Raw genomic sequence first — 17953 nt, forward strand, 5'->3', positions numbered from 1 at the left:
CAAATTATTCACTATCTTTTGAATGAAGCGCTTTCAAAGCTAAAACCTGCTCGCGTAAGCCATCAGCAGCCACTTTGTCAGCGGCAATAGCTTCACCAACGGCAACCGACACTAAAGACCATTTTAATCTCGGTAGTTGCCACTTAGCTTTACGGCTAAACATACTTCCCCACAAGCCTCCTAAGTGCACGGGTATAACCGGCACGGGTGAGCGATCAATAATACGCTCTATTCCACGGCGAAAAATATCGATAGAGCCGTCGCTCGTAAGCTTTCCTTCTGGGAAAATACCAACAAGCTCGCCTTTATTAAGCGCAGCAGCTACTTCATCAAAGGCTTTTTTAAATGCTTCTGGATTGGTTTTTTCACTGTTAATAGGAATAGCCTTAGCCATTTTAAATAACCAATGTAGGGCCGGCGAATAATAAATAGGGGCAAATACCATAAATCGGATAGGCCTTGGTGATGCGGCTAAAATAAACATCCAATCAACAAAGCTTACGTGATTACACACGACAACCGCAGCGCCTTCATCTGGAATATTACTTTCACCTTTTGTACGCACTCTGTACATACAAATAGCCAAAATATAAATAACAAACCGTAAAAAGAACTCTGGTACCTTGGTATAAATATAAACAGAAATAAGCAGGTTTAGTCCAGCAAGTAACAGTAGCAGCTCTGAAATACTCCACTGAAAAACAGACAGTGTTACTATGCTCAAAATAGCACTGCCCACCATAAACAACGCATTTAAAACATTGTTAGCGGCTATTACTCGTGATCGACTCGATTCTTCAGTTCGTTGTTGAATAAGCGCATACAGTGGTACAGTATAAAAACCAGAGCCAATACCAATGCCTGCCATCCATATAAAATGCCACAACATGTCGCCTGTTTTTAATACCTGCTCAAGCGTTAATAATTTAGGACTTTGAGGCATATACGCGCTAATAGCGCTCTCTTGGCTTAGTAAGTATAAAAACAAGGTAATTAAAATAGCGCCAAATGGCACAATTCCTAATTCTATTCGAGAGCGGGAAAGCTTTTCACACAATAAAGAGCCAATGGCAATGCTCAGTGAAAATACAACAAGCGCACTTGTTACTACTAGTTCATTACCCCCCATTGTATGTTTTACATAGTTCGGTAGTGATGTTAAAACGATCGCACCAATTAACCAAAACCAACTGATCCCAAGTACCGATTTACCAACCGATTCTGTTTGCGAATTAAGTGCTGAAAATACGTTTTTTGTGGATGAAAATATATTATAGGTAAATTTTAAATTAGGCTCGTTTGCCTCACTAATGGGTATAAAGCGACTACTGACATAGCCCATAACGGCCAGTACTAATACTGCGATACTTATAACTGTGGGCCCTACTGATTGAGTAATATAGTAAGTACCAAAGATTGTACCTATTAGAATTGCTACAAACGTGCCTGATTCTACCAAGCCGTTCGCTTTTGTTAATTCGTTAGGCGCTACGTGCTGCGGTAAAATAGAGTATTTTAATGGACCAAAAAACGTACTTTGTACCCCCATTAAAAATACGGTGGCTAACATCAACCAAACGTACTGCGTTAAAATCGAGACTGCCCCTACAACCATAATAGGGATTTCACATAGTTTTACGATTCTAATGAGTTTGGATTTTTCTGTTTTTTCTGCGAGCTGCCCCGCCATCCCTGAAAATAAAAAGAAAGGCAGAATAAATAACCCAGCAGCTATGTTTGAATAAAGCGCACCATCGGCAAGCGTCGCGGCCTGAAATATCAATAAAATAAGCACTGATTGCTTATACACGTTATCGTTTATTGCTGAGAAAAACTGCGTAATAAACAGCGGTAAAAAACGCTTACTGGCCAGTAATATACCTTGATAGGATTGATTATCTTTCATTGTGTTCCTTACTAATTAGATAGATAGCCTACAAGAGTAAAACATAACAGGCCACCTCTAAGCTTACCTTAAAAACAAAAAAGCCTACATAATTTAATCATGTAGGCTTTTACAGTTTGTTTTCAAATAGCTGCTTTAGTCTTGTGTAACTAAACGCCTGCCGCTAAAAGCATGCATAAGCGTTCTACCATCCACTAAATCAAGCTCGCCTCCCACAGGAATACCATGAGCAATACGCGAAGCACCTACTTTATATTTATGGCAAAGCTGAGCAATATAATGAGCAGTAGTATCGCCTTCCACGGTAGGGTTAGTCGCTAAAATAACCTCATTAATACCGCCTTGAGCAAGTTTTTGCTCTAAAACATCTAAGCCAATTTCTTTAGGGCCAATACCGTCAATTGGCGATAAATGACCCATTAAAACAAAGTATAGCCCTAAGTACTGACCTGTTTGCTCAATGGCAAGCACATCAGTAGGTGATTCAACAACACACAATATGCCGCTGTCTTGGCGTTTTGTACTTAAACAAATGTCGCACTGAGCTTGTTCGCAAAAAGTACGACAAGACTGACAATGCCCTATGGCTGTCATTGCTTTAGTCAATGCATTGCCAAGCTGAGTGCCCCCTTTACGGTCACGCTCTAGCAAGTGAAAAGCAATACGTTGCGCTGACTTTGGACCAATGCCCGGTTGGCAGCGCAGTGCTTCAATGAGTTGATTTAAACTATCTGAAAGTTGCATTATTTACTTAAAACGGCATTTTCATACCTGGTGGTAATTGCATACCGCCAGTTACTTTACCCATACGCTCTTGTGTTTCTTCTGCAACACGGCGTACAGCATCGTTACATGCTGCTGCAAGTAAGTCTTCAATCATGTCTTTGTCGTCTTCCATTAAGCTCTCATCAAGCTGAACACGACGTACATTGTGGTTACCAAGCATAGTTACTTTAACTAAACCAGCACCGGCTTCGCCAACAACTTCTAAAGTTGCGATTTCGTCTTGGGCTTTTTGCATGCGATCTTGCATTTGCTGCGCTTGCTTCATCATGTTGCCCATTCCACCTTTAAACATAACTTTCTCTCTTTCTTTTAATACATTAATTAACATGAACATAAGGGCGATTGTAAGTAATTACAATGCCTGAATACTGTTTTCGTCAATTTCGGCGCTAAATACTTGCTGAAATTGTACTATGTTTTCATCAGATGTGATCACATCGATTGCTTGCTGGTGACGACCTGCATCAATTTTTTGCTGAATAAGATAAGGAGAGTCAATGACTCCTTTTGCAAAATTAATGCTTAACGACACGTTATGCTCATAAATACTCGACAACGCGGCATCTAATCTTTGACGAAGCATAGGGGTATCTAAATGCTTTTGTGATTCATCAACGTCTATATGTAATCTGTTACCTTGCTTGGTAAATATTGAATGCAATGCAAATTGGCGCATACGACCGCCTAATCCCATACGTTTAATTAAATACGCCCATTCATCTTGTTGATGCGCAAATCTAATTTCACTAATTGGACTTTGAAAATCATCAGGTGCAGGAATACTTACTTCCTCTGGCACAACTTCAGGCGCTTTTTGAGGATTAATTTGCTCAAGTAATTCTGGCGCTAAATTTTCGGTAATTGTTTGGTGCTTTTCTTTAAAATCAATCTTACGCGCTGGTTTTGTATTAGCGTGACTATTTGCCTGAGTTTGGCTCCCTGTTACTGGGAGCTCATGCTTTTTTTCACTCTCACCTGCACTACCAGTAACCCAAGGTGGGGCATCGCTAAATGCAGTGTTTGACGTACTACTAGGCTCGCTTGTGTTTGCAGCACTATTGCTCTGCTCAACAATTTCAGCTTTAGGCATTCTTGGATGCTGTTCTGGCTTTTTAGCAGGCGCTTGGCTTGGCTGTGCTGCAACATTACTTGCAGATGTATTTGTATTCTTACCTGATAATCTACCCGCACCCGATATGTTTCTGTCACGTAAAATACGAGCAATGGCTGATTGAGCTTGCGCTTCTTGCTCGGCAATTGGTGTACTTACATTTTGATTAGCTGCAAGCTCTGGTGAAGGCTCTGAATTTGTATTAGTTGCAGGGTTAAAGCCCTGATCTACAGCGCTACTCATTATATCGTCAAACTGCGAGGCTAGCGTTTGCTCAGCATCGCTGTGTTGCATATAAGCTTCATCTTCACTTTGACGCTGGGCTTGCTCATCCGAAACAACATTAGCTAGTGGTTGCTCATTATCTGAAGCCTGTTGTTCAGGAGTGTTTTCTGTTTGTTGAACCGGTTGCTCTACTGCAACTTGGCTTGGCTCATTATTACTTTGTAGGACGCCATTATTCGATGTCTGAGCGGCAATTGTTGGCGCTGTTTCAACTGGTTTTGTTTGCTCGGTATTATTAACCGGCAAGGCATTAGTTACCTGCTCACGGCTAGCACTTGATAAGCTATTTTGCGATGTTTTATTTTTATTTAGTATATCTCGCAGTGCACTTGCTCGGCCTTGCTTATTTTGAGCCGGCTCTTCGTTAACTATAGGTACATCTTGTTGAGCGTCTGTAGGCTTAAATGCTAATAGTCTTAGCATGATCATTTCAAAGCCTAAACGAGGCTCTGGTGCCCATTGTAAATCTTTTTTACCATTTAACAGCAACTGATAATAAACTTGAATTTGCTGTGGACTCGTATGCTGTGCAACATGAGCAATATAATCTACATTTTTTTCATCAAGCCCTGCCGCCTCTGGCACTAGCTGGGTTAGTTGAGTCAAATGTGTAAGTGCAATTAAATCATCAAGTAACGCTACATAATTAGGGTTACGGCTTGCCACTTGTGCAATTTCATCCATTAGCGCAGCGCCATCTTGAGCAAGTAATGCTGCAAGCAAGCTTTGGCTGTAATGGGTATCCATTAAACCAAGCATAGTTTGAACTGCTTGATTATTAATATCACCATTTGTTTGCGCAATAGCTTGGTCGGTTAAGCTAAGTGCATCACGCATACTGCCATCAGCTGCTTTTGAAATAATACTAAGCGCATCGGTATCAAAGCTAAGCTGCTCTTGGGTCAGTACGTGTTCAAGCTGTGTTTTAATTTCACTTTGCGACAAGGCATTTAAGTTAAATTGCAAACAGCGAGATAAAATAGTAACAGGTAATTTTTGAGGATCGGTGGTCGCTAATAAAAATTTCACATGCTCTGGTGGCTCTTCAAGCGTTTTTAAAAGCGCATTAAAGCTGTGCTTAGAAAGCATGTGAACTTCATCGATTAGATATACTTTGTAACGTCCACGTGTTGGTGCATATTGAACGTTGTCGAGTATTTCGCGAGTGTCTTCTACTTTGGTACGAGAAGCCGCATCTATTTCGAGTAAATCAATGTAGCGCCCTGCTTCTATATCTAAACAGCTGCTACATTGACCACACGGATTTGCAGATATACCTTCGTCGCAATTTAAGCTTTTAGCAAAAATACGTGCAATGGTGGTTTTACCTACACCGCGGGTTCCAGTGAATAAATAAGCGTGATGCAGTCTATTTTGTGTAAGCGCATTTACAAGCGCTTGCTTAACATGAGACTGCCCAACCAATTCATGAAAGGTTTGAGGACGCCATTTTCTCGCTAGAACCTGATAACTCATCGATTACTCGCCTTCGAATTCAACCAATTTTAGGATTTTAATACCCATTTTTTTGATGCGCTGCTCGCCACCAAGTTCTGGTAGTGATACAACAAATGCAGCATCTGTGGCTTCGCCACCTAGTTTATGAACTAATTTAGCAGTGGCTTCAATTGTGCCGCCAGTTGCTAATAAGTCATCAACTAATAGTACTTTATCGCCAGGTACAATTGCATCAACATGCAGTTCTAGCGTGTCTTCACCGTATTCAAGTAAGTAATCTTGACGAATAACTTCGCGTGGTAACTTACCTGGTTTACGTACAGGAATAAACGGAATGCCTAACGCGTAAGACAATGGCGCACCAAAAATAAAGCCACGTGATTCTGTGCCAATTATTTTAGTAAAACCCTGATCTTTATATTCAGCGATAAAAGCGTCAATAGTAGCTTTAAAGGCTTCTGGATTTGCCATTAAAGTGGTTACATCGCGAAACATGATGCCCGCTTTTGGATAATCAGCAATTGTAGTTATGCTGTTTTTGATAATTGCTGGTGTTACTTGAGTCATAATTTTAACTGCTCAATTGTTTATATTACAAAGCAGGTGATTATAACCTTAACTAACCTTTAATTGCGAGTTTGGCGTTATTATAAAAGAAGTATTAAGTGAAAGGAGTGTAATTAAAAATAAAGAGACTCAAGGCTGAAGTAAGTAACAGCCTCAATAAACGCTATGCATTTTAAGTTAAGCTAGTGATCCAGCCTAATATTGCATTTAAACAACCAATCCCTGCAAATACAGCTAAGAAAGCAAGAAAGTAAGTAGCGTTGAACGGATCTTTAAAGTCTTTATCATCTGACATTGGTACAACCTTTTATTAAGCACGGCAAATAAGGCTGCCATAATAAACGATGTAAAATCATCAATAAAGACCTTAATCTTGATTTTTTGTCACAATGACACCGCGCTCAACCATTGCATTAAGGGTAACCAATGCACCTTGAGCAATTTGCTCTGCATTAAATTGCGGCGCGTGAGCTAATACCTGTTGGCAAACGTCGTCAAATGTTGCTCCATCACTTGCCTCTATAATTGACAGTAATAAAGCAGTCATGGCATTTGTTGCTAAAAATTGAACGTCATCATCTTCATCTCTATATACAACAAAACAATTAGGCTGAGGTGATGGCTCTTTAGGCATAAAGTGATTGCTAATATTTTGAACTGGAAATTGATAACTTAAATTTCTAGCTGCTTTGGATAAATACAAAGCAGAACTAGTAAGCGCTGTTGGTAGTAATTTTTGTTCTTGCTCATCTTCGTGTGCAATCGATACATCTAGTTCTATCCATTCATAATGCGCAAGTTCTAGCATAAACACAGGATCGTATTTTTTCATTTTATAATCACTTGATAAGTAATTAATAAACTCCCCTGCTATGTCTAAAAAGTACGGCGAATGGCAATCATATTCACTAAAAAACTGGCGTACAAGTACCTGCCATTGTTTATCGGTATATAAGGTTTTTAATACTGGAAAACCAGATGATACAAAGCCTTCAATATTATTAAAAAATAGGTCGCGATAAATAGCCATACGTCTATCTTCAATCCCGCTGGGCTTTTTATTTTTTTTAGGCTCTCGAATATGCGCCATAAATTCGTTTTGTATTTCAATAAAGCTCATAACTAGGCACTCTTTTAATGTTTATAAAGGCTTATATTAAGCTCGTTGTTTTGAAATAGTCGAATTAAGGTATTTAGCTTGTAGCTCATGAATTATGTCTAACTCTTTGGTTAGCACATCCATAGTAGGAATATTAAAATCACGCTCAAGCAGAGTCGGAAATACGCCATGTACTTCATATGCCTTATCAAGTAACTCCCACACAGGACTGATTACATCAGCGCCATGTGTATCCACTATTAAGTCATCAGCCTCATTGTAATGCCCAGCGACGTGTCCATAGGCAATACGGTTCGAAGGTAATCCAGTTAAAAATGCTTGTGCGTTATAATCATGATTAATCGAATTAACATAAATATTATTCACATCAAGTAAAAGCTTGCAGTCGGCTTGTTCTAAAATAGCATTTGTAAATTCTAGCTCTGATAATTGCTGCCCAGGAGTGCCATAATAAGAAACATTTTCTATCGCTATTTGCTGTTCTAGTATGTCCTGTACTTGCTTAATACGTGAAACAACGTGCGTAATAGCATCTTGCGTGAACGGAATAGGCATTAAGTCATACATATGGCCTGTGCCAGAGCAGTAACTTAAGTGCTCACTGAAAATTTTTATATTGTGCTCTTCAAAAAAAACTTTTAAAGACTTAACAAATTCAACATCCAGAGGTTCTGGTGAGCCAATAGACAATGACAAACCATGGCACACAAAGTTATTTGCATCTGTTAATGTTTTAAATTGTTTTTTAAAACGGCCCCCTAGCTTTAACCAGTTCTCTGGCGCAACTTCCAAAAAATCGACTTGATTAGGTACATGCTCAAGCAGTTCACCAAGCATTTCTCGTCGTAGGCCAAGTCCCACCATCCCGAAATCTGTATTTTGAGTTTGTGTCATAGCTACCTCTGACTTAACAAAAAAGGGCCTTAAGGCCCTTTTAGCATAACTTATTTAGAATAAGAAATTAACGGCCACCACATTTACCTTCGCCGCACTTACCTTCAGCTTTTGCTTTCATGCCTTTAGCATCTTTTGCGTCGCCGCCACATTTACCTTCGCCGCATTTGCCTTCAGCTTTAGTTTTCATGCCTTTGGCATCTTTTGCGTCGCCGCCACATTTACCTTCGCCGCATTTACCTTCAGCTTTAGTTTTCATGCCTTTAGCGTCTTTTGCGTCGCCGCCACATTTACCTTCGCCGCATTTACCTTCAGCTTTAGTTTTCATGCCTTTAGCATCTTTTGCGTCGCCGCCACACTTACCTTCGCCGCATTTGCCTTCAGCTTTGGTTTTCATGTCTTTAGTATCTTTTGCGTCGCCACCACATTTACCTTCGCCGCATTTACCTTCAGTTGCGTCTAATTGGTAACCTGTTACTAATTGTTGGAACTCAAATGGGTTAGCTTGCACATCCGCAGATACAAAACTTGCAGAGCCAACAACTACTGCACCTAAAGTTAACGCGATTGTATTTTTTTTAATTGTATTCATTTTATGACTCTCTTTAATCAAGGATTGTAAATCTCAGCAATAAAAATGTATTTTTAAATTGCTTGTATGCTTAAGTAGACCCGTACAAGAATAAAAACTTTCATTTATTTTCATATTATTTACTTTTGCAGTTTCTACATTAAATATGGTTGGTAATTACAGATTTATCAATGTGTGATTTACAGGTAAACTATGCGTCCAGTTTTTTATCAGAATTAATCACCTTATGAAACTTGTTTTAGCGCCTATGGAAGGTGTCGTTGATTTTAAAATGCGCCAATTACTCACAGACATTGGTGGGTTCGATTTGTGCGTTACCGAATTTGTAAGAGTGGTTGAGACATGCTTACCTGACAAAGTTTTTCATCGATTTTGTCCTGAGCTACATAATAATGGTTTTACGCGAGCAGGCACTCCTGTGCGTGTTCAATTACTTGGCCAAGAAGCAAACCCGTTAGCTGAAAATGCAGTAAAAGCAATTGCATTGGGGTCTCATGGGGTCGACCTTAACTTTGGTTGCCCAGCAAAAACAGTTAATCGAAGCAGAGGGGGTGCTGTACTCCTTAAAGATCCTGACCACATGTACACTATTATTAAGGCAGTCCGAGACGCCGTAGATGATGAACATGAAGTAAGTGCAAAAATTCGCTTAGGCTTTGATGACGACAGTAACAGCCAAGAAATTGTAGATGCTGTCGTAAGCGCAGGCGCAAATAGTGTGGCAATACACGCCAGAACCAAACGTGATGGTTACAACCCGCCAGCTTATTGGGAAAAAATTCCACCAATAATAAAAGACAAAAATATTGCTGTTGTTGCCAATGGTGAAATTTGGCAAGTTGAGGACGCAATGCTTTGTCAAAAACGAAGTGGATGCACTGATTTAATGCTTGGTCGCGGCGCCCTTTCACATCCTGATCTAGCAAAAAAAATTAAAGCTCATGTAAATAACGAACACTATGATGGCCTACAATGGGAGCATATTATTTATCATTTAATTCACTCTGCGATCCATCAAGACCCTGCAAAAGATGAAAAGTACTTTGCTTCGCGTACCAAGCAATGGCTTGGCTATCTAAAGCGTCAGTATCCGCAAGCTATCGATTTATTTGATGAAATTAGGCGTTTAAAAAGTAAAGAAGACGTGGCCAGTGTATTAAATAAATACGCCAAAGCACCACAACTTGATTCAAATCATAACAGCTAACTTAAAGCCCCTTGATAATATCAGTATAACGTAAAGCCAATTTAATAAGGTTGTACTGATAATGCATCATCAAAAAAGACTAAGCGATGAAATAGCACAAGTTAAATTAAATATATTAACTATGCTTTCTAAATCAGCCTATCCTGCACATCAGCATTTAATACAAATTTTAGATAATACAGCAAATAATGAATGGTTAGACTGTGCCGCCGAGAAGCTTGGGCCTGAATATACACTTTTAATTAGCCGCATGACTGAACTAGAAGCTGCACTAAGCCAAATAGAAATTGGCCAATATGGTTACTGCTGTGACTGTGAAGAAAAAATATCAGCCAAATCACTTGAACTAGACCCCGCAACTCAACGGTGTACGAAGTGCGCATCATAAGCGCACTGTAAAACCATTATATAATTTGTTGTATAAAGCTAAATGATTGCCCTGGGTAGAGTATTATATCTTCCACTAAATACTGAGCCTCTTCTTGACTCATTTCTAGGCGTTTTATAAGGTTCACTTTTGCTTGTGGTAAAGTCCAGGCATGATAATGAATGCCTATATCCGATTCCATCATTGCAAGCATCAATGTTTTACCTTTATCAGACATATTCATATTGCTCGCCATTGCAGGTAAGTCTTGATAATCAGTCTGCCAATCAAGCCCTTCAATTAGCTTTTCACTCGATAAATATTGCGCTAAAAACGATTTTTGATGAGAAGTAGACATTTTACTATCGAATGTAACACGATCTAATACTTTTATTTTTTCATTTAAAAGAGTAACCCATTCCAACGGAGAATGTACTTCGCCACTAAAGTAATTAAGTTTGCTCTGATACCACTCTGTGCCATTTGGCAAGCCTCTTAAACCAATGCTACCTCTGGGCTTATAACTAGCTAAATAATCGTTAAAAGCCCTTATATGACTTTTAAACACTGGCTGAACATCATTATTGTCTATCGCACTCGATACATAGCTTTGTAATAATGTAAGTTCAATCTTATTTAGCTTTAAATTACTTTGTTTAGCACTGTCTAATGTGTCTTGGGTTGATTTAAGCCACGTAATAATACTATCCGGTGAGTTTTTTGAGCCTTCAAAAGCAAGCATGTTTTTCAATACATCTACTTGAGCTGGCCAATTAAAATAGCGCCCAGGAAATCGCTCCGCAATAACCAAATAGTTTACTTGCGCAATTTGATTAAGATTAAGCTCAATATCCATTAAGTTCTGATAAATAGTATGACGCTCTGCCAAATATGCATTTGAGAAAACCAATTGTTCTTTAGTGATTTTACCGGTTTTTTTAGAATCATCTTGTACAAGTGCCATGTTTAAAGTTTTTAAAGCAACTTGTGCCTCTTCAAATGACTCATAAGGTTGAGGCTGCTTTGAGCATGCCCCTAAAAAAAGACATAGTAATAATGAAAAAGAGAGCTTTTTATACATAGTAGTTCCAATAAAAAAAGCCCCAGAGGGGCTTTTTATAAGTTGCATTAGCTAATTAAAATTAAATTTTAACACCGTTGCGAGCGGCTTTATCTTTAATATATGTAGACCAACCTTTTGCAAACTTGCGTGTGCGAGGGTCATCCATAGCTTTAGTAATTGCAGCATATGCTTGCTTATACTTACCTTGGTAGTAATACGCTTCAGCTAAATCTGAGTAAATAGTACCCTTTTTATCAGAGCCAAGCTCTAATGCTTTGTTCAAACGAACAACAGCGGCACTAAATTTCTCAGATTGTAAAAGTAACGAACCAGCTTTACGGTAAAGTTCAGCGTCGTCATCAAATTTAGCAGCTTCTTCGTAGTACTTAGCAGCTTTTTCTAAATCTTTAGAGCGATGGTAGTTACTAGCAATCGCGCTAACATTCTGCTTTGTACGTTTTACTTTTTCTGCTTTAACGGCCTTTTCTAGCGTTACAGCTGCTCTAAAAGGGATCTCGTTTAAAGAGTAAAAGTTAGATAAGACTTTATATTCAACTTCATTTTCAAAGTAACCATTCTTGTAAGCAACTTCCATCGTTGCCAGGCCTTTAGAATAATCCTCGGTTTGTAGGTAATACTTACCTAAGCTAACCCAAGCTTTTTTATCATCAGGCCATACACGAACAATTTCTTCGCCAATTTTAACCATGTTTGCATAATCTTTAAGTTCAAAGTATGCACCCAGTTTTAATTGGTAAGGACCTTTATTAGGTTCTTTTTGAAGCTTTATTGCCTTATCTGCTGGTTCAAAAACATCACGAAATTGCTCTAACTGATAGTTAGCTTGAGCAATACGTGTATAAACCGTAGGATCTTCTTGACCGGTAAAGTCCATCCAAGCTACATACGCTTTTTTGGCCTCTTGATACTTTTCAGTACCGGCGTATAAATCACCTAACAGTTTTAGAGTTTGTTCTTGGTCAGCAAAGTTTAAAACATCAGGGGCAACTGCTTGTTTAGAATATTTAATTGCTTCGTCATACTTTTCTTTTTGAGCGTACATGCTACCTAAGTAACGATTTACGGTCGCTTTATCAAAGTCGTTCGAAGGTTCAATCTCTCTAAGCAAAACAATTGCTTCATCAACTTTTTCTTCGTTGTACAAATCAAATGCTTTAATTACTTTTTTACCAGTACGCTCGCCCATGATTTTAGTTTTTGCTTTCTTACGCTCTTCAATCTTTGCGTAATCTGGCGCCGCTAAAACAGATGCACTTAAAGTAGCACCAGTCACAGACATAAGAATTGCAAGAGCAGTTACTTTAGAAAAATTTCTCATTACTCGCCTCCTTAGTTGCCTTGGTTAAGTTTAAAGTCTAATTGAACTTGTAAACCTGGTTGTTTTTGTGGTTTTCCGTCAATGATCTTAGGACGGTACTTCCACTTACGCAGTGCACGTTTAGCTTCACGGTCAAAGATACGCTTCGGATCTGCGTCAATTACTTCAACGTCAGTTACTCCACCTAACTCATCAATTGTGAATGAAAGTTGTACCCAACCTTCTTTGCCATCACGTGCTGCTTGCGTTGGATATTTTGGTTCTATACGAACGATAGGTGTCGCATCACCATCTCGTCCAAATGCACCAGGACCACTTAGTCCACCAGCTGAACTACCAACATCAATGCTACCCATGTTAAATGACATAGCACCAGGGTTTGGATTATTATTTTCCGGCTGTGGCGGCTGCGGTTTAGGCGGCTGCTTTGGCGGTGGTGGAGGAGGAGGCGGTACACGCTTCCTCTCCTGCACCTTAGATTCAGGCGGATTCGTCATTATTTCGACTATGATCTGCTCTTTTTGTTCCGTATTACGGTCAGCCCCACCAGAGATGAGGAAGGCCATGAAGTAGAACAAGCCGAAAGTAACTGCCCCACCTGCAATCAGTGAAAACAGAAAACGAATCATTACTGATCTCCAGCTATTGAAATTCTCAGGTTATCACCCGTCGCTTTAATCTGGTCCATAACTTTAACCACTACGCCGTGTTTTGCTTCTTTGTCAGCCTGCAAAATTACAACTTCAGTAGGTTGTTCTGCTAATAAACTTTCGATTTTTGCTGAAATACGTTCAACATCAACCTGCTGTTTATCAATCCAGATCTCGCCGTTACTACGAATAGCAATAAAAATGTTAGCATTTTTTTGCTTAGTAGCTTGAGCCGCTTTAGGTTTATTGACCTCGATACCAGCCTCTTTAACGAACGATGTAGTTACGATAAAGAAAATAAGCATGATAAATACGATGTCAAGCATTGGCGTCATATCAACCGCTGCTTCTTCTTCTTCACGAAAACGTTGTTTACGTGCCATATTTAATTCTCTCTCTAGTGATGAGGCATACTATCAATAAGTTTGGCTTTCACCATTTTAGCTTTTGTCTCAAGACGTGAGCTAAAAAATACTCCAGATAGTGCCGCAACCATTCCAGCCATTGTTGGGATTGTTGCCATTGAAATACCTGATGCCATTAAACGTGCGTTACCCGTACCCTGGTTGGCCATGGTTTCAAAAACCGAGATCATACCAGTAACAGTACCAAGTAAGCCTATTAAAGGACAAACAGCTACTAATGTCTTAATCAACAACATACGCTGATCTAATTTTTCAGACGCTTCAGAAATCCATGCTTCACGGATTCTGTGTGCGTACCAAGACGTAGTGTCTTGGCGGGCATCCCACTTTGCTACAATTTCTTTCGCTGTGCGAGGAAACTCTGCAAGTAGAAACCAATAGCGCTCAATCATTAAAACCCACATCAGAAAGAGTGCTATCGCGACCACGTATAAAACCTGGCCGCCTGTGCCAACAAAATCCCTGATAGATTCCCATATCTCCATCAGGACTAGCATTAGGCTTTCTCCTTCTCCGCGTGAGTAGCAACGATACCCGCGCTTTGCTCATCAAGGATGTGTAATACCGACTTACTACGACCCGCTACTAGAGCATGAAGTAGAATTAGTGGTAATGCAGCAATTAGACCTAGCGCTGTAGTTACAAGTGCTAGAGAGATGTTACCTGCCATGATCTTCGGATCACCCGTACCGAACAATGTGATTGTTTGGAACGTTAAAATCATACCGATTACTGTACCTAGTAGGCCTAGTAACGGTGCGATTGCAGCAAGAATCTTAATTATATTGATACCAGCTTCGATGCGTGGCGTTTCACGTAGAATCGCTTCATCAAGTTTAAGCTCAAGGTTTTCAACATCTTGGTTCTTGTTGTCATGGTACACTTTAAGAATACGACCCAGTGGGTTGTTTGTATTCGGTGTAGCAACATTTTTAAGTTGGCTCTTAATCTTACCTGTAGTAAGTGTAAGGTCAACAAAACGGATTAGAGTAATTAGCATACCTAAAGCTAGTAAAGCTGTAATGATATAACCAACTACGCCACCTTGATGGAAGTATTCCATAAGGGTCGCTTTTTGAGTGTTGATACGTAAGATAGCGCCACGAGTCGGATCGATATAAACACCAGCGTAGTTATCTGGTGATGTATTTTCAAGAGCCGTGATACCGTCTAAGATATAACCGTCAGGTTGCTTACCTAGAGGCTGGATAGACTTAGTCTCTGGAGAGTAAATTAAGTAACCATCGTCTGTAACTAAGTTAAAGTTACCGATACGCGTTACTTTCTTCATTGACGGGTTACCATCAAGACCAGCAACTTCAGTTTCAAAAGTTGAAACTTTAGCTGATTCAGTCATTTCTGTTTGAAGTGAAATCCAAAGTTCTTCAAGTTCACGAACAGTTGGAAGTTCTTTAGCCGCAGCTAATGAACGTAAGATTTCAGCACGGCCTGGTTTCTCAGCACTAACTAGTGATGCTTCGATAGAACCGATAGCGTCTTGAGCTGCACGACGTACAACACCAAACATCTCACCTAAAGTACCTTGGGCACTTTGAAGAGCAGCTTCTTTTTCTGCTAACGTATTTTCATTTTGTGCATATTGCTTAGTTAAGCGTTCACCACGAGACTTCTCAGAAGCAAGTTGGCTTTTAGCTTTATTAAGTAAAGATTGCTTGTCAGCACGATCTGATAAGAACTCTTGCTCACGCTTCTTATCGATTTTACCTTCAGAGATACGCTCTTGCTTTACTTGCTCAAGAATTTTATCTAGAGCTCCAGTATTTGCATGTGCATTTAACGCGGTACCTGCAGAAACAGTTAGTACTGCGGCAACAGCAAAACCTTTAAATAGTTTCTTCATTATTGATTACTCCGCGCCAAAGATAGGTAGTTTAACAAGTTCTAATGTCGCTTGCTTACGCGCCATACGAATAACTTCTTTAACAGGTTTTAGGTATTCTTCACCTAACTCTTTCCACTGTTTAGTGTTGTTATCCCACACCCAAGCATGTTTCAAGTCAAAAGACTGAGCAACGTAAGTGATACGACCTAACTGGCCGATATCAACGTTAATGCTCTTGCCATCAACTTCTAATGTACCTTGTGAAGCAGATACAAGAGAGCTGTATGCTGTTTCAATAGTGTAAGCTTCAAGTACTTGACGGAATTTTTCAGACGTCGTTACAGACGCAGAAACCATGATTTCACGTAGTCTTTCAACACGTCCTAAACGCGTTTCTAGATTAAATGGAACGTCCGCTTTGATGAATTGCTCAAGCGTATCGATCATGCGATACATCAAAGGCACAACGTTTTGTTTCGTGTTATCAATCGTAGCGATTTGACGATCAAACGACTCAATAGACGCGTTTTGGCTATCAACCAAGCGCGACACGTGATCGTTATACACTTTCATAAGTTCAGTCTCATCAACAACGCTACGGTACTCAGCGATTAGCTCCTGAGTTTGACCATATACATTGTCAATTTTAGTTTGAGACTTAACCGCAGCCTTTTGAATTTGTTGACCTGCTTTTTGCACGTCATTCAAAGGATCTGCAATCACATTGCTGCTTGCAAATGCAAATGCGCCAACCAACGCAGTTGCTACAAGACTCTTTCTGATTTTAACAGACATAGTTCCCAACCAATTAAGTAATGTTACTTTTATAATTTAATTATCCTCCGAAGAGAACAACCCTGATATCTTTTAATAGATATCAACCTTCCAATAATGCTAAATGCAATTAGCGCTGTCAACTTGATGTTTACTAATCTCAGTAAATAAATAGCTAAGTTAATGCTTAAACAAAAGTACCAGCCCACAACAGTTAACATTATTGCAACGAAGCTTTTTCTTAATATTTCTATTAAAGCCTTTTAAGGGGTGTATTTATTCGCATTGCACTGACATAAAACAACATTATTGCAACATTTAGCCAAAGCTGAATTCGCACTGAAAAAAAACAAAAAAAAATATAAGTGGATATAATAAAAGTTATTTTTTAAACGATTTTATCGTATTTTACCTCTTCTGTTACACTTCATCTGAAAAAACAAACCATCTGTCGCACAAAAAAACAACACTGGATAATCTCTATTAACGAAACTCCCCCACTTTAAACACGTAATTTCAAAAGCTGTTTAAAACGTGTTTCCCACTAATAGTAATAATAGCCTTACATATATGAGTTTTTAGCAAGCCAAAGCTGGGCCTGCTACCAATCAGGATTAAAATTTATTCTATCTAGGGCAATTCAATCGCGGCGTTAGGTTTGCAACCTAGCGGGCTTAATAAAAGCCTTAGAACGAATATACAGGCAGCGCATATTCGCTATTGTTAAAGTGATCTTTAATACTATTTAACAATTAAATTTATGCAGTAATACCAATCCCATTAAGTATCTGATCTAAATTTTACGCCGAAAAAATAATTCAGTTCTAGGGGTAAATTGATGTAAATGGTTGTTCCCTTTGCGAAATTTACAACAAAGAAATGGGTTGTTTTAGCAAGTAAAATAGATCAGCTATTTATTGGAGTTGGTATTATATCAAAATTTACGCGTATCGATATTCTGCTGCGGTTTTATATAAGTAGTATCAGATCAGTTGGATAAATTATGAGGAGTGTTTTAAAAACGCTAGAGAATGATTTGATTCGTTGGATTATGCAGATAGTTAATTTTTTACATTTCTAAACATAAAAGGTTTAAGCAGATATTAAATAGGATTTAAATTAAGGTGTTAAGTAATTTGTGGATAGATATGTTAAAAGAGGGAATTATGGTGAAACAGAAACTGCTTCACCACGATGAACTAGAGTTCACATAATAAATTATGCTGCTTCTACGTTCTCAGCTTCAGGGCCTTTTTGACCTTGTTTGATGCTGAATGTCACTGCTTGACCTTCGCTAAGAGTGCGAAAACCAGAACCAGTGATTGCGCTGAAATGTACAAACACGTCAGGACCATTTTCTTGTTCAATGAAACCAAAGCCTTTAGCTTCGTTGAAAAACTTTACTTTACCAGTAACCGACATACTAAATTTTCCTGTAAGTCAATAATTAAAATTCAGCCATATTATTATGGCAATATCCTCCCTGAGTCAATGCTCAAAAATATGGAGGTACAGTACAGGAACAAGTAATAACCTAACCGGTAACCTTAAACGCAGCACAATATC

Annotated in this window: 19 protein-coding genes; 2 read left to right on the plus strand and 17 right to left on the minus strand. The window is 39.1% G+C overall.

Features of this window, described 5'->3' with window-relative positions:
* Positions 1-4 precede the first annotated feature (4 nt).
* The 9 genes from PX700_RS01620 to PX700_RS01660 form a co-directional block, all read right to left on the minus strand.
* Complete coding sequence (locus tag PX700_RS01620) at positions 5-1906, minus strand: MFS transporter (protein WP_479519663.1); 1902 nt, start codon at positions 1904-1906, stop codon at positions 5-7.
* A 135-nt stretch (positions 1907-2041) separates the two neighbouring features.
* Positions 2042-2650 (minus strand): recombination mediator RecR, encoded by a 609-nt coding sequence (gene recR, locus PX700_RS01625; protein WP_008165968.1) that lies wholly within the window; start codon positions 2648-2650, stop codon positions 2042-2044.
* 7 nt (positions 2651-2657) lie between these two features.
* Positions 2658-2984: a YbaB/EbfC family nucleoid-associated protein gene (locus PX700_RS01630; protein WP_002962306.1), complete on the minus strand. Its 327-nt coding sequence runs from the start codon at positions 2982-2984 to the stop codon at positions 2658-2660.
* A 60-nt stretch (positions 2985-3044) separates the two neighbouring features.
* Positions 3045-5564, minus strand: a complete 2520-nt coding sequence (gene dnaX / locus PX700_RS01635; RefSeq protein WP_479519664.1) for a DNA polymerase III subunit gamma/tau — start codon at positions 5562-5564, stop codon at positions 3045-3047.
* Between the two features lie 3 nt (positions 5565-5567).
* Positions 5568-6113 carry an adenine phosphoribosyltransferase gene (gene apt, locus PX700_RS01640; protein WP_007375861.1) on the minus strand — a complete coding sequence of 182 codons (546 nt, stop codon included), beginning with the start codon at positions 6111-6113 and terminating at the stop codon, positions 5568-5570.
* A gap of 172 nt (positions 6114-6285) precedes the next feature.
* Positions 6286-6408 (minus strand): hypothetical protein, encoded by a 123-nt coding sequence (locus tag PX700_RS01645; RefSeq protein ID WP_002962301.1) that lies wholly within the window; start codon positions 6406-6408, stop codon positions 6286-6288.
* 72 nt (positions 6409-6480) lie between these two features.
* The gene (locus PX700_RS01650; RefSeq protein WP_479519665.1) at positions 6481-7233 is read right to left on the minus strand and encodes an HvfC family RiPP maturation protein; all 753 of its coding nucleotides are present in this window, start codon (positions 7231-7233) and stop codon (positions 6481-6483) included.
* Positions 7234-7269: 36 nt separating this feature from the next.
* Positions 7270-8127, minus strand: a complete 858-nt coding sequence (locus PX700_RS01655) for an HvfB family MNIO-type RiPP peptide maturase (protein ID WP_479519666.1) — start codon at positions 8125-8127, stop codon at positions 7270-7272.
* Between the two features lie 67 nt (positions 8128-8194).
* Positions 8195-8719, minus strand: coding sequence for an HvfA family oxazolone/thioamide-modified RiPP metallophore (locus PX700_RS01660; RefSeq protein WP_479519667.1), 525 nt, complete (start codon positions 8717-8719; stop codon positions 8195-8197).
* A 226-nt stretch (positions 8720-8945) separates the two neighbouring features.
* Here PX700_RS01660 and PX700_RS01665 point away from each other — a divergent pair, with 226 nt between their 5' ends.
* Positions 8946-9926: a tRNA-dihydrouridine synthase gene (locus PX700_RS01665; protein ID WP_415638626.1), complete on the plus strand. Its 981-nt coding sequence runs from the start codon at positions 8946-8948 to the stop codon at positions 9924-9926.
* A 61-nt stretch (positions 9927-9987) separates the two neighbouring features.
* Positions 9988-10314, plus strand: coding sequence for a TraR/DksA family transcriptional regulator (locus PX700_RS01670; protein WP_479519668.1), 327 nt, complete (start codon positions 9988-9990; stop codon positions 10312-10314).
* A 16-nt stretch (positions 10315-10330) separates the two neighbouring features.
* Here PX700_RS01670 and PX700_RS01675 read toward each other — a convergent pair whose 3' ends face one another.
* The 8 genes from PX700_RS01675 to PX700_RS01710 all read right to left on the minus strand — a co-directional run bounded on the left by PX700_RS01675 (position 10331) and on the right by PX700_RS01710 (position 17809).
* Positions 10331-11374, minus strand: coding sequence for a hypothetical protein (locus tag PX700_RS01675; RefSeq protein WP_479519669.1), 1044 nt, complete (start codon positions 11372-11374; stop codon positions 10331-10333).
* A 61-nt stretch (positions 11375-11435) separates the two neighbouring features.
* A complete protein-coding gene (locus PX700_RS01680) occupies positions 11436-12695 on the minus strand; it encodes a tetratricopeptide repeat protein (RefSeq protein WP_415638623.1) in 1260 nt (419 codons plus the stop codon).
* Positions 12696-12706: 11 nt separating this feature from the next.
* The gene (locus PX700_RS01685) at positions 12707-13324 is read right to left on the minus strand and encodes an energy transducer TonB (RefSeq protein ID WP_007583869.1); all 618 of its coding nucleotides are present in this window, start codon (positions 13322-13324) and stop codon (positions 12707-12709) included.
* Positions 13324-13728, minus strand: coding sequence for an ExbD/TolR family protein (locus PX700_RS01690; protein ID WP_002961710.1), 405 nt, complete (start codon positions 13726-13728; stop codon positions 13324-13326). Before PX700_RS01690 ends, PX700_RS01685 begins: the two co-directional genes overlap by 1 nt.
* A gap of 14 nt (positions 13729-13742) precedes the next feature.
* Positions 13743-14267 carry a MotA/TolQ/ExbB proton channel family protein gene (locus PX700_RS01695; protein WP_002961709.1) on the minus strand — a complete coding sequence of 175 codons (525 nt, stop codon included), beginning with the start codon at positions 14265-14267 and terminating at the stop codon, positions 13743-13745.
* Positions 14267-15631: a MotA/TolQ/ExbB proton channel family protein gene (locus tag PX700_RS01700; RefSeq protein WP_415638622.1), complete on the minus strand. Its 1365-nt coding sequence runs from the start codon at positions 15629-15631 to the stop codon at positions 14267-14269. The genes PX700_RS01695 and PX700_RS01700 overlap by 1 nt, the downstream gene beginning before the upstream one ends.
* A gap of 6 nt (positions 15632-15637) precedes the next feature.
* Positions 15638-16408 (minus strand): DUF3450 domain-containing protein, encoded by a 771-nt coding sequence (locus tag PX700_RS01705; protein WP_024590812.1) that lies wholly within the window; start codon positions 16406-16408, stop codon positions 15638-15640.
* 1197 nt (positions 16409-17605) lie between these two features.
* The gene (locus PX700_RS01710) at positions 17606-17809 is read right to left on the minus strand and encodes a cold-shock protein (protein ID WP_002961702.1); all 204 of its coding nucleotides are present in this window, start codon (positions 17807-17809) and stop codon (positions 17606-17608) included.
* Positions 17810-17953: the final 144 nt, after the last annotated feature.

Source organism: Pseudoalteromonas sp. TP27, from assembly GCF_056470645.1.